Consider the following 22,336-nt stretch of genomic DNA (forward strand, 5'->3'; position numbering starts at 1 on the left):
CGCCGCTATCCCGCCGGGGACGCGGTGGGCGCGGGCCCGGAGGCCGGGCCCACGTAGCGGATGCGGCCGCCCTCCACCTTGTGCAGGAAGTAGGTGTTGCCCTTGACCTGCCGGCGTTCGTCGAAGGCGTACTCCTTGGTGAGGCCGCGGAAGGTGCCCTGGGTGAGCCCGGTCAGCAGGTCGGCGCGGTTCGGGCGGCTGCCGCCCGCCGCGGCGGTGACGAGCCGTTCGATGACCAGGCGGGTCGCGTCGAAGGCCTCCGCGGTCCAGATCGCGGGGGCCGACCGGTACGCCGCCTGGTGCGCGCGGGCCACCTCCGCGACCTCGGGGGCTTCGGGGCCGGTGTACGGCGTGCAGAACTGCCAGCCCTCGGCCGCCTGCCCGGCGGCCGCGAGGAACTCCGGGCCTGCGATGGTGTAGTCGGCGGCGCGGGGCCCCTTGAAGCCGGCGGCCGCCAGCAGTGCGGCCGCCTTGGCCCCGCCCGCCCGGGTGCCCGTGTAGAAGAAGCCGTCGACGCCGTGGGCGAGCATGTCGGTGATCACCGGGGCCAGGTCCTGGGTGCCGCGCGGGACGACGCGCACGTAGAAGGTGGCCTCGGGCGCGAAGAGGGCGAGGGTGCGGCCCACGAGCAGGGCCGCCTGCCAGGTGTCCGTGTCGCCGTCGCGGTCGCTGAGGATCCCCATCTTCCGGACGCCCTGTTTTCCGGCCAGTTGCAGGTTGACCGCGGCGGCCTGGGCCGAGGAGATCGGGCAGACCTGGAAGAAGCTGCGCCGGTCGGTGACGCTGAAGGTGGTCGCCAGGGCGGACACGGTCACCAGGGGGACGGAGCTCTCGCCGTAAAGTTCGAGGCAGGGGATCACGGAGTCGTTGCCGGTGGGGCCGATCACCGCGAACAGGTCGCGGTTGGCGATGAGTCCGGTGGCGGCGGCCGCCGAGCGGTCGGCCCTTCCGGCGTCGTCGGCGGTGGCGACGGTGAGCGTGAACGGCTTGTCCTTGCGGGAGTTGAACGCGTCGACGGCCAGCCGCACCCCGCGCTCCTGAGCCTGCCCGGCGGCCTTCTGCGGGCCGGAGAGGTCGGCGTGCAGACCGATCACCCAGGGCCGCGGGGTGTCCGCGGCCGCGGTTCCGGGCTCGTCCCGCTCGCGCAGCGCCAGCCAGGCGGCCAGGCCGCCGCCGGCCGCGAGCACGGCGCCACCGGAGGCGAGGGCGAGGAAACGCCTGCGGGTGGGTGCGGCCGTGCCGGGTGCGGGGGCGGCCTCCGGATCGGCGACGGTCTCGTCGATCCCGGGCAGGGCGAGCAGCGCGGCGGCGCGCTCGGCGATGGTGGCGACGACCGGGTCGGGCAGCCAGTCGGTGCCCTCCCCCGGGGTGTCCTCGGTCAGCGCCGCGTCCACCTCGTCCGCGGTGGGGCGGATGTCGGGGTGCTTGGCGACGCAGGTCCGCAGGAGCGCGGTGAGTTCGGGGTCGGCGAGGACCTCCGGGCCGAACTCGGGTTCGTCGTGGACGGTCCGGTAGAGCACCGCGTCCACGGTTCCGGTGCCGAAGGGCAGGCGGCCGGTGGCGGCGTACGCGAGGAGGCAGCCGAGCGAGAAGACGTCGCCGGCCGGTTCGGCGGGGCGGCCCTCGGCCTGCTCGGGCGGGAGGAAGCCGGGAGTGCCGAGGACCGCGTCGGCGGAGGTCAGGGCGGTGTGCTCGCCGCCGCGCGCGATTCCGAAGTCGATGAGCCGGGGCCGGTCCATGCCGAGCAGCACGTTGCCGGGCTTGACGTCCCGGTGTACGAGGCCCTGTGCGTGCATCCCCCCGAGGGCCTTGGCCAGGGCCTTGCCGAGGATCCGTACGGCGCGCAGCGGGAGCGGGCCGTGGGCCGCGACGGCCTCGGCCAGGGAGGGGCCCGCGACGAAGGCGGTGGCCAGCCACGGTTCGGGCGCGTCCGGGTCGGCGCCGGTGATCCGTACGGCCCACGGGCTGTCGACCTCCGCGGCGATCTCGGCCTCGCGGCGGAAGCGGGCCCGGAAGTCCGCCTCGTCGGCGTACTCCGCGCGGATCACCTTGACCGCGGCGAGGGCCCCGTCGTCGGTGCGGCCGAGGTAGACCACGCCCATGCCGCCGGCGCCGAGCCTGCCGAGGAGGCGGTACCCGGCGATCCGGGAGGGGTCCGAGGGATGGAGCGTCTCCATCAGCCCGCCGCCTTTCCGAGCTCCTGCTTGGCCTGGATCATCAGCCGGCTGGTGCCCTGGACGACGAACCCGACCATGTCCTCGTCGGTGTAGCCCGCCGCACCCTTGCCTGCGACGGCCACGGTGACCGGTCCGAACTGGGCCTGGTGCCATCGGTAGTGGTGGGGCCCGCCGTGCTTCGTGCTGACGTACTCGCCGGACTCGCTGAAGGCGTCCTCGGTCCAGCCGTTCCCCTGTTCACCGAGGTAGAGGGAGCCGCCCCACAGGTTCTTGAGCTCCTCCCCCTCCCGCAGCTTCTGGGTCGGGCAGCGCAGGACCTCTTCCATGGCGCGGGCGGTCTCCCAGCCGGATTCCTGGCGGTTGCGGTGGACGGTGACCGTGGCGTTGAGCTGCAGGCGGCCGCGGCCGTCCTTGGCCGGAACGTGGAAGGAGCGGGTGCTCGTGGCGAGTACGTCCTCCGGCAGGCCCGCGGTCTGCCAGACGCAGTCCTCGTCGATGACGGGCCAGCGGGACGGATCGCTCTCGAACGGGGTGCTGCGCACGACTTCGGGGCCGAAGGCCGCCTCGGTGATGGCGATCCGGCCGAGCAGGTCGCGGGCCTCGGCGACCGTCTTCGGCTGCTTCGACTCGTCCAGCTCAGGCACGAGGGGGAACCCGGAACTGCTGGGCGAGGCGGCCGGCGTGCTCGCGCCGGAGCCGCCCGGAGCCGGGCCGCCCGTGGCGGGCGACGACGCGGCCGGGGTGCGGCCGGGCGCGTCGCTCGTCGCCGCACCGCCCTTGGCCGTGCCGTCGGCCGTACAGCCGACGAGTAGGAACAAGCCCGCTGCGGCGCACCCGTAGGTGTGCAGCGCGGAGCGCCGTCTGCGTGTCTCCGGTCCCCCCACGGCACGGATCGTACCCCGCCGCGACCGCGCGCAACTGGCCTATGGAAAAGCCGTGTTGGGGGCGCCCCGGACGACGGTCTCAGTGCCGCGTGCCGAGGGTCCAGGCGGACTCGTGGCGGGTGAAGCCGATGTGCGGGTAGTAGCCGACCGCGGCCGGGGCGGAGAGCAGGATCACGTTCGCCTCGGGCGCCGCCTCCTGGGTGACGCGGATGAGGTCGCGGCCCACGCCCTTGCCCTGGTAGGCGACGTCGACGGCCAGGTCGCTGAGGTAGGTGGCGTACGCGCCGTCGGTGATCGAGCGGGCGATGCCGATGAGACCGCCGTCGTCGGCTCGGGCGACGACGACGAGGTTGGCGCCGGCCAGCATCCGGGCGAACCGCTCCCCATCGGCGACGGGACGGCGCTCGGCGAGGGTGGAGGCGCGGTAGAGCCCGATGACCTCCTCGACGTCCAGGTCTGCGCCGACGACTCGCTCACAGGTCCACATACCGCTGCAACTCCTCGCACGTAATAGGCATTATTCAACAGTGATTATTACATGCAGGGGAAAGGGGAAACACAAACCGGTGGACCGGTATGCGTGACGCGCGAGCTGGGCAGGATCCGGGAGCGTCCGTCCACGGAAGGAGCGCTGTGCTCACTCACGTTCCCGCTTGGCTCCGACGGTTCCTCGAACGTTTCACCGGCACCACGGCCCGTGGCGCCGGCCCGGCGAGAAGCGGGGCCCCGCTCTTCACCGCGGATTTCGGGTCGGCCGCCCAATGGGTCGCCGGCCGCTCCTGGGCCTATCCGAACGGCGGACCCACCAACCCCGGCGACAACAAGCTCGACCATCTGGTGGCGGACCCGTCCTACAGCCGCACCGGCACCTTCCGGGCCGTCCGCCGCCCGGACGGCAACTGGAACGCGGGCCTGCTGACCACCGAGGGCAGCGACGAGGGCTTCATGGTGCGGGCCGGGGACGTACTGGAGTCCCGGGTGCGGCTGCCCGTCGAGGCCGGCGCCTGGCCGGCGATCTGGACCTGGCGGGACGGCGGCAACGAGGTCGACGTCTTCGAGTACCACCCGGACAACCCCGACCTCCTGGAGCTCTCCAACCACGTCAAGGGCGGATCGCGCTACCACCGGGACCCCGCGGTCGCCCCCGGCGGCTGGGTGGACCTGAAGGTGGAGTTCGGGGCGCGCTCGGTCGTGTGGTGGGTCAACGGCGCGCGGGTGTTCGCCGACCGGCGGGGGGTGGGGCGCAACTGGAGGGCGTACCTCATCGTCAACCTCTCCGTCTGCGCCGGGCGCTACCACCCGGCGCCCGACGCGAACGTGTCCGAGATGTCGTACGAGGTCGCGTACCTGCGCGTCCACCGCCCCTAGGAGGCAGAAGCCGGGGCGGGGGCCGGGGCGGCGCAGCTCTCGTGGCCCCAGCGGCTCCCGTTCTTGGCGATCATGTCACCAACAACGTAGGGCTTCCCGCAGGGGCAGCTGCCCGGGAACTTCGCCTTGATGGCCCGGGACGCGCGGCCCGGTGCGGCCCCTTCGGCCGTCCGCTTCCTCGCCGTGCCCGCCTTCTGGCGCGCGGGCGCGGCCGGGGCCGGTACCGGCAGGTCCGCGTGTCCGAGGGCGGTGCCGGCGGCCTCCTGCGTACGGGCCGCGTCGCTGGCGGCCTGGTCGGCGATCGCGTTCAGGAGGTCACCGTCCTCCCGGTGCGCCGGAACGTAGACGAACGTCACGTCACGCTCGGCCAGCAGCAGGTCGATCTGCTCGACGAGTCCGCGGTTGGCGACGGGCTGGCCGGAGGCGGTCTTCCAGCCGTTGCGCTTCCAGCCCGGAAGCCACTGCGTCACGGCCTTCATCGCGTACTGGGAGTCCATCCGCACCTCGACGGACGTCCCGGGGGCGAGCGCCTCGAGCAGCCGCTGGAGGCCGGTCAGCTCGCCGATGTTATTGGTGGACCGGCCCAGCGGCCCGGCCTCCCAACGCTCGGGGCGTCCCTGGGAGTCGGCGATGACCCAGCCCCAGCCGGCCGGCCCGGGATTACCTTTCGCCGCTCCGTCACAGGCGGCAATGATGCGATCAGACATCCCCCGATCATGCCTCATCCCCCGGGGTGGCGAGCGGTCGGCTCGGGAGCACGTCCTTGGCCGCCAGGCGGGAGCCCGCGTAGCAGAGCCGGTAGACGTCGGCCTGGTCCAGGAGGCTGCCGTGCGAGCGGTAGTACGCGCACTCCGTGCCCGGGGGTGCGGGCAGTGCCCTGAGGACGTCCGGTACGTACCGGAACTCACGGTCCGGGAGCAGGTGCGCGAGCTCGCCGCGCTCCTGGCCGGTCCGGAGGGCCGCGAAGTCCGCGGGGCGCAGCACGCAGGCGGTCAGCTGGTGGGCCAGGTAGAGGGCGGAGCCGAGGAGGACCAGACCGAGTCCGGCGGGCGCCGCGAAGGCGACGGCGAACCGGCGCCGGGTACTGCGCCGGGCGGCCGCGAGGCCGCGCGCCGATTCCGAACCGGTGTCCTGCAGGAGCTCCGCGTCGGCTCCCGGCCGCCGGGGGCCCACCTGGTGCGGCAGGGTGGCGAGCACCTCGAAGCCGCCCCGGCGGGGCGCGGCCTGCAGCGTTCCGCCGATCAGCCGGACCCGTTCGCGCAGGCCGGTGAGCCCGCGGTGGCCGGAGGCCGGCGCGCCGGCGGGTACGGGGACGGGCGACGGGCCCGCGGGCGGGGCGGAGTTGGCCACCCGTACCTCGGTGCGGGCGCCCTGGTGGACGATGCGGATCCGGATCGCGGCGCCAGGGGCGTGTTTGATGGCGTTGGTCAGCGACTCCTGCACCACGCGGTACGCCGTGCGGTCCACCAGGGGCGAGAGGGCCCCGGCCTCCCCCTCCTTCCGCAGCTCCACCGTGACGCCGGACTCCCGCACCCGGGCCACGAGTTCCTCCACCGGCTCCACGGAGGAGGCCGTCGGATCCCCGTGCGGTCCGTGGCCGCCCGGGCCGTCGGTTCCCTCGCGTACGACACCGATGGTGTCCCGCAGGTGGCCGACGGCGTCCGAGACGGCCGCGCGCAGCACGGCCAGGTCCGCCCGGTCCTGGCCGGACAGGGTGGGCGAGAGTTCCAGGGCGCCGGCGCGCAGGGCGATCAGGCTCAGTTCGTGGCCGAGCGAGTCGTGCATGTCGGCGGCGATCCGGGTCCGTTCCCGCAGCCGGGCCTGCTCGGCGACGAACCGCTGCCGCTGTTCGAGGCCGCGCGCCCGCTCCCAGCCCCCGCGCACCAGGGCCAGCCTGGCCTGCCGGTAGCGGCCCGCCAGCCAGGGCAGGAGGAGGGCCGAGGGGATCATCGACACCGCGTAGAACCAGTACACGGCGCCGACGCCCAAAACGGCGCACAGCACGAGGTCGACGGCCATGCAGGCCCCGAAGAGCAGGAGCGCCGCCCCCGTGCGGGTCGACCGGACGCCGAGGAGGTACGTCAGCAGGGCCAGGGCCACGAGGTACGGGCTCGCCGTCGCGGTCGGCTCGGCCAGGCTCAGCGCGCACACCGCGTTGGCCAGGAACACGGCCGCGCCGGGCCGTTTCCGGCTGCCGGGAACCGCCACCGCCAGGATCGACAGGGGCAGGACCAGTCCGAGTACCGGGGAGGCTTCGGCGACGCGCTCCCGGTAGCCGAAGACGCCCGCGCCCGCGAGAGCCGCCCACAGCGCGGCGTCGCGCACGGCCGGGCCGGTCCCCCAAGCGGCCAGAGCCGTCGGCGTCCTCACGCGTGCCCCGCCTTCCCCCTCGTGTTCCCCCACGTCACCGGCCGAGGCTAGTTGACGTCATGCGTCACGGCGCCGCAGGACGGCCCGGCCGGCCAGATGGGCGGCGGCCGTCCAGGCCAGCACGATCAGGAACCCGACCGCGGGCGGGTAGGGGGCGCCCTCGCCGGCGCGCATGAAGTGGCCGCCGGCGCTCTGCGGAAGGTAGTCGTACACCGTCAGGAGGAAGGAACCGCCGAGTGCGGTGCACATGCTCAGGAGGACGGAGAGCAGTACGACGACGGCCGACAGGGTGCCGGCCGCGGTCCGCAGGGCGAAGGACAGCCCGACCGTGAGTACGGCGGTCAGGGCGTGGTAGAGGCCCATCGCCAGGACCTGGGAGAGCGCCTCGGCCGGGTTGAGGGCGGCGTGCCCGCGGAAGGGCGTCCAGGCCACGGCCATGCCGAGGATCGCGAACAGGACTCCGGCGGCGAAGGCCACCGCGGCCGCCACGACCGCCTTGGCCAGCTGCAGGCGGTGCCTGACCGGCACCCACTGGAGCGAGGTGCGGGCGCTGCCCGTGGCGTACTCGGCGGTGACCGTGCTCATCGCCAGGACGACGATGACGAACTGTCCGAGGACGGCGGAGGAGACCGGGGCGTTGCCGAGTGGCTGGACCGGCCTGTCGTCGATCCGGGCGATCGAACCGTAGTAGAAGGTGAAGACCCCCGTCAGCAGGACGCCCGCGAGCAGGCAGGCGTACGGCGCGCGGACGGACCACAGCTTGGTCCACTCGGCGCCGACCGCACCGGCGAATCCGCCGCGGGACGCCGCGGCACGGGTGGTGGGCGGCAGGGGTGACGTGGCTGATGTGGCTGACATGTGTTTCACACCTCGGTCGTTGCGGTCGGGGCGGGGCCGGCGGACACCTGCGGCCGCCCTCGCGCCGCCGTTCCGTACTCGACGCTGTGCTCGGTCAGTTCCATGTAGGCCTGCTCCAACGAGGCCGGAACCGTGTGCAGTTGGTGCAGCCGGACGCCCAGGTGGTGGGCGAGGTCGCCGATCTCCGCGGCGGCCCGGCCCCGGACGACGATCTCGTTCCGCTCACCGCCCTGGGACTCGACGGACACCTCGTCGTACGCGCCCAGGTGGCCGGCCAGACTGTCGAGGTCACCCGGGTCGGCGGTGCGCACGCGCACCGAGGCCGAGGCGCCGGCCGCGAGGAAGTCCGCCATCGGGGTGTCGGCCAGCAGCCGGCCCCTGCCGATGACGACGAGCCGGTCGGCCGTGAGCTGCATCTCGCTCATCAGGTGGCTGGAGAGGAAGACCGTACGGCCCTGGGCGGCCTGGGCGCGGACGAGTTCGCGCACCCAGCGCACCCCGTCGGGATCGAGGCCGTTGACCGGCTCGTCGAGGATGAGCACCTTCGGATCGCCGAGCAGGGCGCCCGCGATGCCGAGCCGCTGGTACATGCCGAGCGAGAAGGCCCCGGCGCGCCGGCGCGCCACCTTGGCCAGGCCCACCGTCTCCAGTACCTCGTCGACGCGGCGGACGGGGATGCCGTTGCTGCGGGCCTGCGCGATCAGGTGGCTGCGCGCGGAGCGGGCGGGGTGCAGGGCCTTCGCGTCGAGGAGCGCCCCGACCTCGCGGACCGGGTGGCGCATCGAGGCGTACGGCCGGCCGTCGATGAGCGCCCGGCCGGCGGTGGGCCGGTCCAGGCCGAGGATCATGCGCATCGTGGTGGACTTTCCCGAGCCGTTGGGGCCGAGGAAGCCGGTGACGCGTCCCTCCTCGATGTCCAGGGTCAGTCCGTCCACGGCGACGGTGTCGCCGTAGCGTTTCGTCAGGCCTCGCAGGGTGATCACGGGGGTTCCCTTCGGTGTTCGCGGTACTGCCACGACCGTAGGAATCGCCCGGTCCGCCGCGCATCGGCCGCAGGTCGGCGATCGGCTCCCCTACTTTCGTCAGGGGTCCCCGCCGAACGGCCGGGCCGCCGCCCGTCGTTAGACTGCACCGGTGGTCCAGGTGCTGGTGGCAGACGACGAGGCGATGGTCCGGGCGGGCGTACGCGCGATCCTGGCGAGGGATCCGGGGATCGAGGTCGTCGGCGAGGCGGCCGACGGGCACGAGGCCGTCGACGCCGTGCGCAGGCTCCGGCCGGCGGTGGCCCTGCTCGACATCCAGATGCCCCGGCTCGACGGGATCGCGGCGGCCGCCCGGATCCACCGCGAGCTGCCCGGCACGGCGGTGATCATGCTGACCACCTTCGGCGAGGACGAGTTCATCGGGCGGGCCCTGCGCGAGGGGGCGAGCGGCTTCCTGCTCAAGGCGGACGACCCGAGGGAGCTGCTGACGGGCGTGCACGCGGTGGCGGCGGGCGGCGCGTACCTCTCGCCGAGGGTCGCCGCCCGGGTCATCGCGGGGCTGCGCACCGGGCGGATGGCGGGCGGAACGCCGCCGCGGGCCGCCGTGGAGCGGCTGACGGAACGGGAGAACGAGGTCCTGGCGCTGCTGGGCATCGGGCTGTCCAACGCCGAGATCGCCTCTCGCCTGCGTCTGGTCGAGGGCACGGTCAAGGCCCACGTCAGCGCGATCCTCGGGAAACTCGGCGTACGGAACCGGGTGGAGGCGGCACTCGCCGCCCACGAGGCGGGCCTGACCGAGAAGCCGGGCAGCTAGCCCCTGCCGGACGTTTCTGCTGCCGTGAAGGCGCCGCCGAGGAGGACCGGGACGACCTCGCAGACGTCCGGTTCGGTCGCGAGGGCCACGTCGCAGGCGAAGCCTGCGGCCGTGAGTTCGCGGCCGGACGCGCTGCCGGTGACGGAGGTGACGGCATCCGGCGTGGCCTGGTGGCAGTCGGCGGCGGCCGCGGCCTCGGGGGACAACGGGCCACGGCCCAGCGTCCGCAGGGCCGCGAGGACCGCTCCGGCGCCGAGGAGGTCCTCCAGCGCCGGGCGCAGGCTGCCGTCGGGCCAGCGTTCGCCCGAGGCTATGACGGCGACCGGGCGGTCGGGGTTTCCGTAGCCGTGCCGGGCGAGCCAGTGGGCCACTGCCGTCGCGTTGCGCAGGCACGCCGCGACCACGGTCGACCGGCCGGCCGCGGCCGCGATCGAGGAGCCGTTGGGTGAGGGCAGGACCAGTCGCGGGACGACGGGGGCGCGCCTCAGCGCCGCCGGCGACAGCGACCACGGCGATTGCGGGGTGGCCGCGCGCCGGCCGACGGCCACCCGCGCGCCCCTCTCCTCGGCGAAGGCCGCCGCGGACTCATCACGCCAGGCGTAGGGGAAGACGCGCATCCCGCGCTCCACCGCCACCGTCACCGAGGTGGTGAACGACAGCACGTCGACCACCACCAGACACGCGACGTCCCCCGCGAGCCGCTGCGCGCCCACGGGACCCCAGTCGAAGCGTGCCCCGCTGCCGTGCTGCGCGAACAAGTCGTCCATGGGTGACGAGCCTGCCACGGTGTCGGGGCGTCCGCGCCGGCGGGCTCGCGGTCACCGGTTCAGGAGCCGGGGCCGGGGCCGGATCCGGGCCCGGTGGCCGTGAGCAGGTGGCACTTGTCGAAGTTCATGCATCCGCAGGCGAGGCAGTCCGCGACCGCGTCGCGCAGGAGCTGTGTCTGCCGGATGAACAGGTCCAGTTCGGGGAGCTTGCGCTCGGCGAGCGCGCGCCACTGGCGGGTCGCTCCGCGGTCGGTGTCGGTGTCCAGCAGGGCGCGGATCTCGGCCAGGGTGAACCCGGCCCGCTGGGCCATCTTGATCAGCGCGATCCGCCGTACGGTGCCGGCCGGATAGACACGCCGGCCCGCGGCCCGCTCGGCGGACGGCAGCAGACCGATGCTCTCGTAGTAGCGCAGGGCCGACGGCCGCATCCCGACCTGCCGGGCGAGCTCCCCTATTCCGAGCTTCCGCACCGGTCATTCCCCCTTGACTTCAAGCGCGCTTGAACCAGAAGTCTGACCTGGTGACTTCCCCACAGACAACTCGCCTACTGCCGCAGGCCTACCGGCCGCTGTTCGCCCATCCCCCGTTCCGGAGGCTCCTGCCCGCGCTGGCGGCCTCCGATCTCGGTGACGGAATGAGCGTGGTCGCGGTGGCATGGCTGGCCATCGAGATCGCGCCGCCCGGCCGGTCCGGGATGCTGCTGGGAGCCGCGCTCGCCGCGTACGCCCTTCCCGGGGCGGCCGGTGCGCTCCTCTTCGGGCGGTGGCTGCGCCGCCTCCCCGCCGCACGGCTGCTGGCGGCCGACAGCCGGATCCGCGCGGTGCTCCTCGGGTGCGTGCCGCTGGCCTGGGCCCTGGACGTGCTGCACCCCGTGCTGTACGTGGCCCTGCTCGCGGGCTCGTCGGTCCTGCACGCCTGGGGCAACGCGGGCAAGTACGCGCTGCTCGCGGGGCTGCTGCCGGCGGAGCAGCGGCTGGCCGCCAACGCGCTGGTGAGTTCCAGTGCCTCGGCCTCGATCGTCATGGGCCCCGCGCTCGCCGGATTCCTGGCGGCGGTGATCAGCCCTGCCTGGCTCATCGGTCTGGACGCGTTGTCGTTCGCCCTGCTCGCCGCCCAGGTGGGCCGGGTGCGGGGCGCGTCCGGCGGGGCGGGCCAGGACGGCGAGGCGGGGCAGGAAGGCGGGCCGGGGACCGCGCCCGTCGACGCCGACCGGTCGGCCGCAGGCATGCACTTGTTGCACAAGCAGCCGGAACTCCTCGGTGTCCTCGCCCTGACCTGGTTCTTCAACTTCCTGTACGGACCGGCGGAGGTCGCACTGCCCCTGCACGTCACCGATGACCTGCACGCGGGGGCCGGCCTTCTCGGCCTGTACTGGGCGCTGTTCGGAGCGGGCGCCGTACTGGGCGGGCTGGCGGCGGGCGCCCTGCGCAGGTTCCCGCTCTGGCCGGTCACCCTGACCATCGTCGCCGGCTGGGGGCTGGCCCTGGTGCCCTTCGGCCTCGGCGCGCCCGCGGCCGTCACGCTCGCCTGCTTCACGCTCGGCGGGTTGATCTACGGTCCGTTCACGGCGCTGTCCTACACCCTGTTCCAGGACCGGACACCGGCCGCCTGGCTGACCACGGTCCTCGCGGCCCGCAGCGCCGCCCTCCTCACCGCCGGGCCGGTGGGCACCGCGCTCGGCGGACCCCTCATCGCGCTCATGGGGCCGCGGGGGGTTCTGGCGGCGTCGGGGGTCGCGACCGTCGCACTCGCCCTGGTCGCGGCCGTGATGCGGGTCCGGACCGGTCGGCGGGCGGCGTCCCGCCTCGCCTGAGCCGGTCCGGAGCCCTCAGGACCCGCCCGGCGGGGTGACGGCGGATCTGATCTCGTCGGCCAGCAGCCGGGCCGCGGTGTCCGCCGCGCCGGCCACGAGGCGGGTGCGGGTGAGGCAGAAGGCGAGGCCCCGCGCCCGGTCGGCGAAGGCGATGCTGCCGCCGCTGCCGTGGTGCCCGAAGGCCGTGCGTTCGCCGCCCGTCTCGGGCAGGCCGAGGAAGTAGCCCAGCCCCTTGGCGTACCTGCCGAGGAGCATCAGGTCCTTGCCCTCCACGGCCACCTCCGCGGCCAGCGCCATGCGTTGCGGGGAGAGCAGCCGTACGCCGTCGACCTCGCCCGACAGCGCGGCGTACAGCCGGGCGGCGGCCCGCGCGGTCGTGGTGCCGCAGGCGGGCAGGTCGGCCAGCAGGTACGCCCGGCGGTTGGCTAGCTCGGCGACGGTCCACACGGCCCGGTTGGGGGCCACGTACCGGCGGAACGGCGCGGTGGGCGGAAGGCTCTCCAGCCAGGCCGCCCAGTTGCCCTCCACGAGCGGCGCCGTACGGGCGAGTTCGCTCTCGGGCAGGCCGAAGAAGAGCTCGTCGGCCACGCCCAGCGGTTCGGTCACGTAGGTGCGCAGGGCCTCGGCCGGGGTCAGGCCGGTGATCCGGCGTACCGTCTCGCCCAAGATCCAGCCGAAGGTCCAGCCGTGGTACCCGCTCGCGGTGCCCGGCTCCCAGAGCGGTTCCTGTGCCGCGACGACCGCGCACATCGTGTCCCAGTCGCACAGCTCCTCCGGGGTGATGGCGGAGGGGAGCTGCGGTACCCCGATGGTGTGCGTCAGGGCATGGCGTACGGTGGCCCGCTCCTTGCCGCGCGCCCCGAACTCGGGCCAGTAGTGGGCGATGGGGGTGTCGTACGCGATCAGCCCGCGCTCGGCGAGCACGTGCACCAGGGTCGCGGTGAAGCCCTTGCCGGTCGAGAAGCTGTGGATCAGCGTGTCGGATCCGAGCCGGCGGCCACCGGGCCGGTCGGCCCAGCCCGCGTGCGCGTCGACGATCGGCTCGCCGTCGAGGTAGGCCGCCACCTGGAGGCCGCTCTCCCGACCGGACTCCACCAGCTCTTCGAGAATCCCGCCGACCCGCGCCCGGACGTCCGCGCTCACCCTGCGATGCACCTGTGCATCATGCACCAGGGCCGTGCGGCGATCGCCGCACGGCCCTGGTGTCGCATGTCGGATGTTTCGGCACGTCAGTGATCACATGGTGACGACGTCAGGACGAAACGGTTCTCCGGCAGTCGTGGGACTAGGCGGGGGTGATGTTCTCCGCCTGCGGGCCCTTCTGGCCCTGCGTGATGTCGAACGTCACGGCCTGGCCCTCCTGGAGCTCGCGGTAGCCCGAGGCGTTGATCGCCGAGTAGTGGGCGAAGACGTCCGGGCCGCCACCGTCCTGGGCGATGAAGCCGAAGCCCTTCTCAGAGTTGAACCACTTCACAGTTCCCGTAGCCATGTTCATGCCTTCCGTTGACGTACGTCCTCCACACGGCGTGGAAGACGGAGGTGATCGCCCTGGTCCTACGGCACAACACAGCAAAACTGCCCACACCGAATGGCACGGGCAAGGCACTTGGAACCACGACAGCTACCCGTGAAGGTACACGCCTGCACGCACGGTCACCAGGGGGAATGATCTCGCCTTAACGGCGGGATTCTGCCGGTGCGCGGACCGTAAGGACCCGGCCGTCCCGAAATGTGTCGAGTGGGGCCCCCGGAATGCCGTAGGGTGAGGTCTACCGACGCGGGGTGGAGCAGCTCGGTAGCTCGCTGGGCTCATAACCCAGAGGTCGCAGGTTCAAATCCTGTCCCCGCTACTGCTCACGAGGCCCGGATCCTGACGGATCCGGGCCTCGTGCCATTTCCCCGTACGGTCTCCGGCCGGAGCGCGGGTCGGGGGCGGCCGCCCGCCGGAAACCCGGCCGACGACCATGTGACGGCCCTCACACGACGAACTGTCGTCCGGTGTCAACCGGATGCGGGGCGGCAGGCGTATGCCCCGTGAGAGGTGCACATGGATTCGGGAGCGATTTTTTGACCGTCGAGGAGTTCGAGGAGTTCTACGCGCAAGCGGCGGGACGGCTCACAGGACAGCTGTACGTGATGCTCGGTGACCATCACGAGGCACAGGACGTGGTGCAGGAGGCCTTCGTCAGGGGCTGGGGGCGGCGGCGTCAGCTGGACCGGGACGGCAGGCCGGAGGCCTGGATCCGTACGGTCGCCTGGCGGCTCGCGGTCAGCCGCTGGCGGGGGCGTCGGCGGACCGCCGACGCCTGGCGGCGCACGGCGCCCGCGCCCCATGTGGAGGGGCCGGGGCCGGAGGCGGTCGCCCTCGTGGAGGCGCTGCGGCAGCTGCCCCCGAAGCAGCGCCGGACGATGGCGCTGCACTACCTGTGCGATCTGACCGTCGAGCAGATAGCCGCCGAGACCTCCCTGTCCGCGAGCACGGTCAAGACCCATCTGTCCCGGGGCCGGGCCGCGCTCTCCCTCCGCCTGCAGGACCCCCGCACCGAGGAGGCCCACGATGCCTGACTCCCACGACCCGCTGCGGTCCCTGTTCCGGGAAGCCGCCTCCGCCGCCGAGACCCGCACCGGGCTCCCGCCCGTCGCCGTCATCGAGCTGCGCGGGGAACGGGTACGGCGGCGCCGGATCGCCGGTCTCGCCGCCGCCTGCTGCCTCGTCCTCGCCGGATCCGGCGCGGCCCTCGCCGCGTTCCTGCCGGAGAGCCCGGGCCCGGTCCTCCCGGCGAGCACCCCCTCTCCCCTGGCCCCGTCCTCCGGGCCGACCCCGACGCCGTCCACCTCGTCGTCCCCCACCCCGACGACCTTTCCGTCCTCCACTCCGACCATGAGCGCGACCCCGCCCCGCCACACGACGGCGCCGCCCGGCGCTCCCACCGGCACGACGTACCCGGGCGCGTCCGCGACTTCCACGCGGCTGCCCGGGTAACCCCCACCCGCGCCACTCCCCCATCCCCGCCCGCGGACCCCGGCCTTGCACCCCGGCCGGTGGTTCCGCATGCCCTCACAGGGTCAGGAGATCCCGTATGTCCGTTTCCGCCCCGCATCGGCCGGCCGAGATCGCCGACCCGCGCACCGCCGGGCCCCACGTCCCCGACGACGAGGGCCGCACCGACCGCACGCACCGCACCCGTCGTGCCGGCCGTGCCCGCCGGACGCTGTCCCGGCTCGGTCCGGGCGACCGCGAGGTGCTGTGGCTCTACCTGCTGACCCGCGTCGGCATCTGGACCACCGCGGGAGTCGTCGGCTGGCTGTTCCCCTCCGGCGGCAACGCCCGCCGGCCCGCCTCGCCGCTCGCGGCCTGGCAGCAGTGGGACTGGACGCACTACATGCACATAGCCAGGGACGGCTACTTCCCCGGCCGGGCCGGACCCTGGACGGCCGGCTGGGACAACCGGGAGGCGTTCTTCCCCGGCTTCCCCCTCACCCTGCGCGCCGTCCACACGGTCATCCCCGACTGGGCCGCAGCCGGAGCGCTGATCTCGTTCCTCGCGGGCGGCGTCGCCGTCCTGGCCCTCGCCCGCATCGCCCGCCTCCGGCTGCCCGACCAGGACGCGGGCCGGCGTACGGTCTTCTTCTTCCTGCTGTCGCCGTGCGCCGTGTTCCTCGCCGCCGGATACACCGAGGCGCTGTTCCTCGCCCTGGCCCTGCCCGCCTGGCTGGCGGCGCAGCGCCAGAACTGGCGGGCGGCCTCGGTCCTGGCCTGCCTGGCCTGTTCGGTGCGCGTCACCGGGCTGTTCCTCGTGGCCGCGCTCGTGCTCCACTTCGTCCTCACCGCCCGGGGCCGCGCCTGGCGCGCGGCGCCCTGGCTGTGTCTGCCCGCCCTCGCCCCCGCGCTGTACTCCTGGTACCTGCAGACGCGGACCGGGGACTGGATGGCCTGGAAGCACGCCCAGGAACGCGGCTGGTACCGGGACTTCCACGCGCCGTGGGAGGCCTGGGCGAACACCTGGGAGGCCGCCTTCCACCACACCCAGCCCACCGGGTACGCGCTGATGTGGCAGGCCGAACTCCTGGCCATGCTGGTCGGTGTCGTCCTGATCGCCGTACTGGTACGGGGCCGCCGCTGGCCCGAGGCGCTGTACATCGCCCTCACCCTGTGGGCCCTGGGCACCTCCTACTGGTACACCTCGGTCCCCCGTTCCACGCTGCTGTGGTGGCCGCTGTGGACCGCACTGGCCGCCTGGAGCCTGCGCCGCCCCCGGCTGCAGTCCGCCTACCTGTACGTCGTCGGCCCGCTGGGCATCACGGTCGCCCTCACCTTCCTCACGGGCCGCTGGGCCGGCTGAGGACCCGGTCAACGCTCTGCCACCGTGCCCTGCGGCGAACCGGCCCCCGCCCGGTCCGCTGGCGCGCATACTCGGTGCATGGCCGACACCACCACAGTCGAGGTCGACACCGATGTGCACGACCGGCTCGCCGTCCTCGCCGCGGACCGCGGACTGAGCCTGCGGGCGTACCTCGCAGAACTCGCCGCCGCCCAGGAGAACGAGGCCGCCCTCGCCCGCGCGGCGCGCGCCTTCGAGAAGGCCCTCGAACGGCCTGGTTTCCGCGAGGGCTTCGCCCGCGACTTCGGCGGCCTCGCGACGCACCGGCTCTCGGAGACCCGGAACCGGCCGCCGCTGGGCCGGGCCGTCGGCCGCGAGGACCAGGCCTGACGGCACGTCACGGCCCGCTCGTACCGGCGAGGCGCCCCGCCTCCAGGACGGCGGTACGGTCGGCCAGAGCGGCCGCGGCCGCCAGGTCGTGGGTGATGAACACCAGGGCGAGGTCCTGGTGTTCGCGCAGCCCGGCGAGGAGTTCGAGCACGGCCCCGCGGGTGGCGGGGTCGAGGCCGGAGGTGATCTCGTCGCAGACGAGCACCCGAGGCCGCGCGAGCAGGGCCCGGGCCAGCGCGGCGCGCTGGAGTTCCCCGCCGGACAGCTCCCCCGGCCGCCGGCCGGCCGGGCCCGCGCCCAGGCCGAGCGCCTCCATCGCCCGGGCGGCCTCCGCGCGGGCGCCCCGCACGTCGGCGCCGTGCAGCCGGACCGCCGTCCGGGCCACCTGGTCGAGGACCGGCCGGTGTTCGTCGAAGGCCGCCTTCGCGTCCTGGAACACGTACTGCACGGCGGCCAGTTGGGTCCGGCTGCGCGCGCGCAGGCTCTTCGGCAGCGGTTCGCCGTCGAGCAGGATCCGGCCCCGGTGTCCGGCGTGCAGCCCGGCCAGGCATCGCCCCAGGGTGGTCTTGCCGCTTCCGGAGCGGCCGACCAGGGCCAGGCACTCGCCCGCCCCGACCGAGAGGGCGACGTCGTGCAGCACGTCGACCGTGCCGCGCGCGGTGCGGTGCCCGGCGGTCAGGGCCCGCGCCTCCAGGACGACCGGCCCGGCCGGGCGGGGTGCGCGCGGGACGGCGGACCTCCCGTGCACCGGGTCGCCGAGCACGGCGCGCACCGGTCCGCGCTCCACGACCCGGCCCGCGCGCATCACGACGACCTCGTCGGCCAGCCGGCGCACCACGTCCGTGTCGTGGCTGAGCAGGACGACGGCGATGCCCCGTCCGGCGAGAGCTGCCAGCTCCGCCACGACTGCCTGCTTGGTGAGCGCGTCCTGTCCGGTGGTCGGTTCGTCGGCGACGATCACCCGGGCCCCCAGGAGCAGCGCCTGGGCCAGGACCACGCGCTGCTGCTGGCCGCCGGAGAGCTGGTGGGGGAAGCGTCGCAGCGTCTGCGCGGGATCCGGGAGCCGGGCCGCCTCCAGGGCTTCGAGCACCCGCCGGCGGACCTCGCGGCGGCCGCCTCCGCGGCGGGCGGCGACATCGCCCAGCAGGGCGCCGACGCGCCGGGCGGGGTTGAGTACGGCGGCGGGGTGCTGGGGTACGTAACCCACCGGGCCGGCCCGTTCCGTCAGCACGGCGCCCTCGACGCGGGCGCCCGGCGGGTACTCGCCGAGGAGCGCGAGGCCCGTGGTGGTCTTGCCGCTGCCGGAGGGGCCGATGACGGCGGTGATCCGGCCGGCGCGGGCGGTCAGGCTCACCCCGTCGACGATGGCCCGGCCGCCGATCTCGACCCGCAGGTCCCGCACCTCTGCCACGGTGGTCATGTCCGTACTCCCTTCCGGCGGTGTCCCGGCGGGCCGGGAACTCCCGCGTGCAGCGCCGCGTCGCACAGCAGGTTGGCGCCCATCGACAGCGCCGCGATGAGCAGGGCGGGCACCACCACGGCCCAGGGCTGCAGGAACAGGCCGGTCCGGTTGCGGTCGACCATCACCGCCCAGTCGGCGGCGTCCGGAGCGGCGCCGACGCCGAGGAACGCGGCGGTGGCCACCAGGTATAGGGCGCCGGTCAGCCGGATCCCGGCGTCCGCGGCGAGGGTGCGCCGCAGGGAGCGGGCCACGTAGCCGAGGGCCGTGCGCCACCAGGATTCGCCCTGCATGCGCAGCGCTTCGACGGCCGGCCGGGCGCAGACCTCGACCGCCGCCGCGTGGACGACCCGGGCCGCGTCGGGTACGGCGGCCAGTGCGACCAGAGCCGTCATTCCGGCGGGGCCCGGCGTGAAGGTGGCCGCGACGAGCAGCACCATGAGCAGCGAGGGTACGGCGATCAGCACGTCCAGCGGTCTCATCAGGGCCTCCTCCAGCCAGGTCCGGCGGGTGAGGGCGGCGGCGAGCCCGAGCGGCAGGGCGAGGAGGTAGGCCAGCAGGGTCGCGCCGAGCGCCACGAGGACCACGGACCGGCCGCCGAGGAGAATCTGGCGCCAGACGTCGCGGCCGCTGAAGTCGGTGCCGAGCCAGTGGTCCTGGCCCGTGGCGAAGGAGACGGACCTCGGTCCGGCGGGGCCTGCGGCCAGCGGTCCGAGCAGGGCGAGCAGCAGGGGTACGGCGACGAGCGCGATGCCGAGGGCGTAGCGCGCCGGGCGGCGGGTCAGGGTCACGCGGCCACCTCCGAGCGGGGGGCGAAACGGCGTGCGACGAGGTCGGCGCCGAGGTTGGCGAGGACGGTGACGACGCCGAAGACGACCGCCATGCCCTGGACGACGGGTACGTCCCGGGCGGCGACGGCCTCGATGAGGACGGTGCCGAGGCCGGGGACGACGAACAGCGCCTCCACGACGATCACTCCGCCGAGCAGCCAGTCGCAGGTGCGCGCGAGCTGCTGGGTGGCGGGTGCCAGGGCGTTGGGCAGGGCGTGCGCCCAGCGGATGCGGGAGCCGGACAGTCCGCAGCGGCGGGCGTGGGCCGCGTACGGCGAGGCCATCGCCTCGATCATCCCGGCGCGCACCAGCCGGCTGAGGGTGCACACGGGCCGGGCCGTCAGCACGAGGACGGGCAGGACCAGGACCTCGGGCCGCTCGAAGGGATCGGCGGCGACGGCGGTGGCCGGGAGCCAGCCCAGGTGCAGGGCGAACAGCGCGGCCAGCAGCACGCCGAGGGCGAATTCCGGCACGGCGTGCACGGCCAGGGTCAGGGCGCTGACGGTCCGGTCCACGACGCCTCCCTCGCGGCGGGCGGCGAGGACTCCGAGGCCCACGGAGAGCGGGACCAGCACGGTGAGCGTGGCGGCGGCGAGCAGCAGGGTGGGGCCGAGGCCTTCCGCGAGGCGGTCGCCGACGGGCGCTCCGGTGACCAGGGAGGTACCGAGGTCGCCGTGGAGCATGCCGGTGACCCACTCCAGGAGCCGTTCGGCGGCGGGCCGGTCCAGCCGCATGGCCGCGCGGATGCGGGCGATGCGTTCGGGGTCGGGCTGGTCGCCGGCGAGCGCGACGGCCGCGTCGCCGGGCAGCGCCTCGGTGAGGGCGAAGACCAGCAGGACGACGGCCGCCGTCTGCCCCAGGCCGAGGAGCAGACGGCGGCCGGCCCAGGGGAGGCGGCCCCTCACGCGAGCCAGAGCTTGTCGAAGCGGGCCCAGTCGAGGGTGTTGGCGGGGGCGGCCTCGGACACGCCGCGGACCTTGGGGGCGGTGGCGACGATCCAGTCGGCGAAGCCCCAGATCAGGAAGCCTCCTTCGTCGTGGAGCCGGCGCTGCATCCGCTCGTAGAGGGCGGTGCGCTCCTTCTCGTCGGGGGTGGACTGGGCCTGCTGGTACAGGTCGTCGAAGTCCTTGTGCCGCCACTTGGTGGCGTTGGTGGTGGAGGCGGTGAGCAGCCGCTGGGAGACGTGGGATTCGATGGGCATGGCGCCGGACCGGTAGGAGGCGAAGGTTCCGGAATCGAGGATGTCCTTCCAGTACGTCTCCTTGTTGCCGACCTTGACCTCGACGGTGACTCCGGCCTTGGCCGCCTGCTCCTTGAAGATGCCTGCGGCCTCGATGAAGCCGGTGGCGGCGGGCGCGGTGTCGAGGGTGACCTTGAGTCCTTCGGCTCCGGCCTCCTTGAGCAGGGCCCGGGCCCGTTCGAGGTCCTGGACGCGCTGGGGCAGGCCGGAGGCGTAGTACTGGCAGCCCTTGCCGAAGAGGTCGTTGCCGATCTCCCCGGCGCCGGAGAGCGCGCCGTCGACGAGTTCCCGGCGGTCGGCGATGAGGAAGAAGGCCTGGCGGACCCGCTTGTCGTCGAAGGGCGGCCGGTCGGTCTTCATGACGAAGCCCTGCATGGCGCTGCCGGGGAGCCGTACGACGTCGATGCGGCCCTTGCCCTCGTGGGCGCGGGCGGTGGCCGGGTTCAGTTCGTGGGCGTACTCGACCTGGCCGCCCAGGAGGGCGTTGACCCGGGCGGACTCCTCGCCCGCAATGACGAATTCGAGTTCTTCGAGGTGGGGGGCGCCCTCCCAGTAGGCGGGGTTGCGCTTGACGAGGAGGCTCGCGCCGGGCTTGAAGGAGACGAAGGTGAAGGGGCCGGAGCCGACGGGCCGGTCGAAGGCGGTGGTGTCCTTGGGGACGATGTAGGCCCCGAAGGCCGCGAGGGTGTTGGGGAATTCGGCGTACGGCCGCTTGAGTCTGAACTCGACGGTGGCGGCGTCCACGGCGCGGCTCGCGGCGAGGTCGACCGGCTCCAGCGAGGCCTTGGCACGGAAGGTGCCCTTGGGGTCGGCGATGCGGCGGTAGCTGTAGAGGACGTCCTCGGCCGTGACGGGCCGGCCGTCGTGGAAGGTGGCCCGGCGCAGGGTGATCCGCCAGGTGTCGAGGGTCTCGTTGGGCTCCCAGCGTGCGGCGAGGCGCGGCACGGGGGCGAGGTCGGCGCCGAAGTCGGCGAGCTTGTCGAAGAGGGCCTTGGCGCGGGCCGCGTCGACGAACAGGTTGGCCGCGTGGGGGTCGAGGGTCTCGCCCGGGCCGCCGCCCGCGAAGGCGGCGCGCAGCCGCCCCCCGGGCCTGGGGGTGGCGTCCGCGGTGTTCTTCGCGTCGGTGGCGGTGCCGGAGCCGGTTCCGCAGCCGGCGGCGAGGGCGAGGGTGGCCGCGCTGCCGGCGATGAGGAGGGTTCTCCGGGCGGGGCCGGTGGGGCGGTCGTTCATGACGGGCTGTCTCCGTTGCCGTGGTGAGGGTGGTGAGGGTGGTTCGGGTGCTGCACGCGGGCCACGAGGTGCAGGCGGTCGGAACTCGCCGTGGGGAGCGGGGTGTCGCCTTCGCTCCAGGGCGGTTCGGTGCGGGGGCCGGGCCGGTCGTAGAGGTCCAGGGGCTCGAAGCCGGCGGTGGTCAGGAAGTGGCGGAGCTCCTGGGGGAAGAGCAGGCGCCAGGCGGAGTGCTGGACGGCCGGGGGCGATCCGTCGTCGGCGGTCCAGACCCGGCGGCGGCGCAGGAGCTGGGCGGCGTGGTCGATGTGGAGGGTGGTGTGCGAGGTGTACGTGGTCCCGTGCCGGGTGAATCCGGCGGTGCGCGGGCCGTCGAGCAGTTCGGTGGTGCCGAGGAAGAAGGCGCCGTTGCGCATCTCGGCGACGAGCAGCCCGCCGGGGGTGAGGTGGGACCGGCAGCGGGCGAGGAAGGCGGTGAGGTCCTCGTTGGTGTGGCAGTAGAGGAGGGAGCTGTCCAGGCAGACGACGGCGTCGAAGCGGGCTCCGAGGTCGAAGTCGCGCATGTCGGCCCGGTGGTAGGCGGGGCCGGGGTGGCGGGTGCGGGCGTGCGCCAGCATGGCCTCGGAGGTGTCGATGCCGGTGACTTGGCGGCCGGCCTCGTGGTGCAGCCAGGCGGCGTCGCGGCCGGTTCCGCAGCCGACGTCGAGGACGCGGGGGCCGGCGCCGTGGCGCGCGAGGACGTCCTCGGCCCAGCGGGCGGCCAGGTGGTCGGGGTCGGGGAAGCGCTCTTCGTACAGCTCGGGATGGTCGGTGAGGAGGTTGCCGGTGCTCATC

At 74.1% G+C, this 22,336-nt stretch carries 23 protein-coding genes and 1 tRNA gene; 8 read left to right on the forward strand and 16 right to left on the reverse strand.

Features of this window, described 5'->3' with window-relative positions; all coding sequences use genetic code 11:
- Positions 1 to 5: 5 nt before the first annotated feature.
- The 3 genes from ACIPYQ_RS32560 to ACIPYQ_RS32570 all read right to left on the reverse strand — a co-directional run bounded on the left by ACIPYQ_RS32560 (position 6) and on the right by ACIPYQ_RS32570 (position 3,548).
- Entirely contained in the window at positions 6 to 2,177 is a 2,172-nt protein-coding gene (locus tag ACIPYQ_RS32560; RefSeq protein ID WP_401257685.1) for a bifunctional serine/threonine-protein kinase/ABC transporter substrate-binding protein, read from the reverse strand.
- Positions 2,177 to 3,061: a hypothetical protein gene (locus ACIPYQ_RS32565; RefSeq protein ID WP_401257687.1), complete on the reverse strand. Its 885-nt coding sequence runs from the start codon at positions 3,059 to 3,061 to the stop codon at positions 2,177 to 2,179. Before ACIPYQ_RS32565 ends, ACIPYQ_RS32560 begins: the two co-directional genes overlap by 1 nt.
- A gap of 79 nt (positions 3,062 to 3,140) precedes the next feature.
- Positions 3,141 to 3,548, reverse strand: coding sequence for a GNAT family N-acetyltransferase (locus tag ACIPYQ_RS32570; protein ID WP_401257689.1), 408 nt, complete (start codon positions 3,546 to 3,548; stop codon positions 3,141 to 3,143).
- Between the two features lie 146 nt (positions 3,549 to 3,694).
- On the opposite strand from ACIPYQ_RS32570, the gene ACIPYQ_RS32575 reads away from it, so the two are divergent.
- Positions 3,695 to 4,429 (forward strand): beta-glucanase, encoded by a 735-nt coding sequence (locus ACIPYQ_RS32575; RefSeq protein WP_361755955.1) that lies wholly within the window; start codon positions 3,695 to 3,697, stop codon positions 4,427 to 4,429.
- Here ACIPYQ_RS32575 and ACIPYQ_RS32580 read toward each other — a convergent pair.
- Genes ACIPYQ_RS32580 through ACIPYQ_RS32595 form a run of 4 tightly spaced genes read right to left on the reverse strand, consistent with a single transcriptional unit; the run spans position 4,426 to position 8,640 of the window.
- Positions 4,426 to 5,136 (reverse strand): ribonuclease H, encoded by a 711-nt coding sequence (locus ACIPYQ_RS32580; RefSeq protein ID WP_401257691.1) that lies wholly within the window; start codon positions 5,134 to 5,136, stop codon positions 4,426 to 4,428. The two genes, ACIPYQ_RS32575 and ACIPYQ_RS32580, sit on opposite strands and share 4 nt — an antisense overlap.
- A 7-nt stretch (positions 5,137 to 5,143) precedes the next feature.
- Positions 5,144 to 6,799, reverse strand: coding sequence for a sensor histidine kinase (locus ACIPYQ_RS32585; RefSeq protein WP_401257693.1), 1,656 nt, complete (start codon positions 6,797 to 6,799; stop codon positions 5,144 to 5,146).
- Between the two features lie 57 nt (positions 6,800 to 6,856).
- A complete protein-coding gene (locus ACIPYQ_RS32590) occupies positions 6,857 to 7,657 on the reverse strand; it encodes an ABC transporter permease (RefSeq protein ID WP_401257695.1) in 801 nt (266 codons plus the stop codon).
- A gap of 5 nt (positions 7,658 to 7,662) precedes the next feature.
- Entirely contained in the window at positions 7,663 to 8,640 is a 978-nt protein-coding gene (locus ACIPYQ_RS32595; protein ID WP_401257697.1) for an ABC transporter ATP-binding protein, read from the reverse strand.
- Positions 8,641 to 8,800: 160 nt separating this feature from the next.
- On the opposite strand from ACIPYQ_RS32595, the gene ACIPYQ_RS32600 reads away from it, so the two are divergent.
- Positions 8,801 to 9,454 (forward strand): response regulator, encoded by a 654-nt coding sequence (locus tag ACIPYQ_RS32600; RefSeq protein ID WP_401257772.1) that lies wholly within the window; start codon positions 8,801 to 8,803, stop codon positions 9,452 to 9,454.
- Here the strand turns inward: ACIPYQ_RS32600 and ACIPYQ_RS32605 are convergent.
- A complete protein-coding gene (locus ACIPYQ_RS32605) occupies positions 9,451 to 10,221 on the reverse strand; it encodes a 2-phosphosulfolactate phosphatase (RefSeq protein ID WP_401257699.1) in 771 nt (256 codons plus the stop codon). The two genes, ACIPYQ_RS32600 and ACIPYQ_RS32605, sit on opposite strands and share 4 nt — an antisense overlap.
- Before the next feature lie 59 nt (positions 10,222 to 10,280).
- Positions 10,281 to 10,691 (reverse strand): MerR family transcriptional regulator, encoded by a 411-nt coding sequence (locus ACIPYQ_RS32610; RefSeq protein WP_401257701.1) that lies wholly within the window; start codon positions 10,689 to 10,691, stop codon positions 10,281 to 10,283.
- Between the two features lie 50 nt (positions 10,692 to 10,741).
- Between ACIPYQ_RS32610 and ACIPYQ_RS32615 the strand changes: the two genes are divergently transcribed.
- Entirely contained in the window at positions 10,742 to 12,034 is a 1,293-nt protein-coding gene (locus ACIPYQ_RS32615; protein WP_401257702.1) for an MFS transporter, read from the forward strand.
- Between the two features lie 15 nt (positions 12,035 to 12,049).
- Here the strand turns inward: ACIPYQ_RS32615 and ACIPYQ_RS32620 are convergent, their stop codons facing one another.
- Both ACIPYQ_RS32620 and ACIPYQ_RS32625 read right to left on the reverse strand, forming a co-directional pair.
- Complete coding sequence (locus ACIPYQ_RS32620) at positions 12,050 to 13,177, reverse strand: serine hydrolase domain-containing protein (protein ID WP_401257703.1); 1,128 nt, start codon at positions 13,175 to 13,177, stop codon at positions 12,050 to 12,052.
- A gap of 142 nt (positions 13,178 to 13,319) precedes the next feature.
- Positions 13,320 to 13,523 carry a cold-shock protein gene (locus ACIPYQ_RS32625; RefSeq protein ID WP_030384970.1) on the reverse strand — a complete coding sequence of 68 codons (204 nt, stop codon included), beginning with the start codon at positions 13,521 to 13,523 and terminating at the stop codon, positions 13,320 to 13,322.
- 287 nt (positions 13,524 to 13,810) lie between these two features.
- On the opposite strand from ACIPYQ_RS32625, the gene ACIPYQ_RS32630 reads away from it, so the two are divergent.
- The 5 genes from ACIPYQ_RS32630 (at position 13,811) to ACIPYQ_RS32650 (ending at position 16,746) form a co-directional block, all read left to right on the forward strand.
- A tRNA-Met gene (locus tag ACIPYQ_RS32630) sits at positions 13,811 to 13,884 on the forward strand.
- 217 nt (positions 13,885 to 14,101) lie between these two features.
- Positions 14,102 to 14,599: a SigE family RNA polymerase sigma factor gene (locus ACIPYQ_RS32635; RefSeq protein ID WP_401257706.1), complete on the forward strand. Its 498-nt coding sequence runs from the start codon at positions 14,102 to 14,104 to the stop codon at positions 14,597 to 14,599.
- On the forward strand, positions 14,592 to 15,017 hold the full coding sequence (locus tag ACIPYQ_RS32640; RefSeq protein WP_401257707.1) for a hypothetical protein: 426 nt from the start codon (positions 14,592 to 14,594) through the stop codon (positions 15,015 to 15,017). The genes ACIPYQ_RS32635 and ACIPYQ_RS32640 overlap by 8 nt, the downstream gene beginning before the upstream one ends.
- A 97-nt stretch (positions 15,018 to 15,114) precedes the next feature.
- Positions 15,115 to 16,377 (forward strand): mannosyltransferase family protein, encoded by a 1,263-nt coding sequence (locus ACIPYQ_RS32645; protein ID WP_401257709.1) that lies wholly within the window; start codon positions 15,115 to 15,117, stop codon positions 16,375 to 16,377.
- Between the two features lie 78 nt (positions 16,378 to 16,455).
- Positions 16,456 to 16,746 (forward strand): antitoxin MazE7, encoded by a 291-nt coding sequence (locus tag ACIPYQ_RS32650; protein ID WP_362243583.1) that lies wholly within the window; start codon positions 16,456 to 16,458, stop codon positions 16,744 to 16,746.
- 7 nt (positions 16,747 to 16,753) lie between these two features.
- Here the strand turns inward: ACIPYQ_RS32650 and ACIPYQ_RS32655 are convergent, their stop codons facing one another.
- The 5 genes from ACIPYQ_RS32655 to ACIPYQ_RS32675 are packed head-to-tail and all read right to left on the reverse strand — an operon-like array spanning position 16,754 to position 22,335.
- Entirely contained in the window at positions 16,754 to 18,166 is a 1,413-nt protein-coding gene (locus tag ACIPYQ_RS32655) for an ABC transporter ATP-binding protein (protein ID WP_401257710.1), read from the reverse strand.
- Positions 18,163 to 18,996 carry an ABC transporter permease gene (locus ACIPYQ_RS32660; RefSeq protein ID WP_401257711.1) on the reverse strand — a complete coding sequence of 278 codons (834 nt, stop codon included), beginning with the start codon at positions 18,994 to 18,996 and terminating at the stop codon, positions 18,163 to 18,165. Before ACIPYQ_RS32660 ends, ACIPYQ_RS32655 begins: the two co-directional genes overlap by 4 nt.
- Complete coding sequence (locus ACIPYQ_RS32665; protein WP_401257712.1) at positions 18,993 to 19,940, reverse strand: ABC transporter permease; 948 nt, start codon at positions 19,938 to 19,940, stop codon at positions 18,993 to 18,995. The genes ACIPYQ_RS32660 and ACIPYQ_RS32665 overlap by 4 nt, the downstream gene beginning before the upstream one ends.
- Positions 19,937 to 21,505 carry an ABC transporter substrate-binding protein gene (locus ACIPYQ_RS32670; protein ID WP_401257713.1) on the reverse strand — a complete coding sequence of 523 codons (1,569 nt, stop codon included), beginning with the start codon at positions 21,503 to 21,505 and terminating at the stop codon, positions 19,937 to 19,939. The genes ACIPYQ_RS32665 and ACIPYQ_RS32670 overlap by 4 nt, the downstream gene beginning before the upstream one ends.
- Positions 21,502 to 22,335 (reverse strand): class I SAM-dependent DNA methyltransferase, encoded by an 834-nt coding sequence (locus tag ACIPYQ_RS32675; RefSeq protein WP_401257714.1) that lies wholly within the window; start codon positions 22,333 to 22,335, stop codon positions 21,502 to 21,504. The genes ACIPYQ_RS32670 and ACIPYQ_RS32675 overlap by 4 nt, the downstream gene beginning before the upstream one ends.
- Position 22,336 lies beyond the last annotated feature (1 nt).

This window comes from Streptomyces sp. NPDC090045 (assembly GCF_044747975.1).
Classification (GTDB): Bacteria; Actinomycetota; Actinomycetes; order Streptomycetales; family Streptomycetaceae; genus Streptomyces.

Bases quoted from the DNA above. Each gene is read 5' to 3' on its own strand.
- ACIPYQ_RS32560 (WP_401257685.1), bottom strand. From the start codon at position 2,177: ATGGAGACGCTCCATCCCTCGGACCCCTCCCGGATCGCCGGGTACCGC.
- ACIPYQ_RS32570 (WP_401257689.1), bottom strand. From the start codon at position 3,548: ATGTGGACCTGTGAGCGAGTCGTCGGCGCAGACCTGGACGTCGAGGAG.
- ACIPYQ_RS32580 (WP_401257691.1), bottom strand. From the start codon at position 5,136: ATGTCTGATCGCATCATTGCCGCCTGTGACGGAGCGGCGAAAGGTAAT.
- ACIPYQ_RS32590 (WP_401257695.1), bottom strand. From the start codon at position 7,657: ATGTCAGCCACATCAGCCACGTCACCCCTGCCGCCCACCACCCGTGCC.
- ACIPYQ_RS32605 (WP_401257699.1), bottom strand. From the start codon at position 10,221: ATGGACGACTTGTTCGCGCAGCACGGCAGCGGGGCACGCTTCGACTGG.
- ACIPYQ_RS32625 (WP_030384970.1), bottom strand. From the start codon at position 13,523: ATGGCTACGGGAACTGTGAAGTGGTTCAACTCTGAGAAGGGCTTCGGC.
- ACIPYQ_RS32640 (WP_401257707.1), top strand. From the start codon at position 14,592: ATGCCTGACTCCCACGACCCGCTGCGGTCCCTGTTCCGGGAAGCCGCC.
- ACIPYQ_RS32645 (WP_401257709.1), top strand. From the start codon at position 15,115: ATGTCCGTTTCCGCCCCGCATCGGCCGGCCGAGATCGCCGACCCGCGC.
- ACIPYQ_RS32650 (WP_362243583.1), top strand. From the start codon at position 16,456: ATGGCCGACACCACCACAGTCGAGGTCGACACCGATGTGCACGACCGG.
- ACIPYQ_RS32655 (WP_401257710.1), bottom strand. From the start codon at position 18,166: ATGACCACCGTGGCAGAGGTGCGGGACCTGCGGGTCGAGATCGGCGGC.
- ACIPYQ_RS32670 (WP_401257713.1), bottom strand. From the start codon at position 21,505: ATGAACGACCGCCCCACCGGCCCCGCCCGGAGAACCCTCCTCATCGCC.
- ACIPYQ_RS32675 (WP_401257714.1), bottom strand. From the start codon at position 22,335: ATGAGCACCGGCAACCTCCTCACCGACCATCCCGAGCTGTACGAAGAG.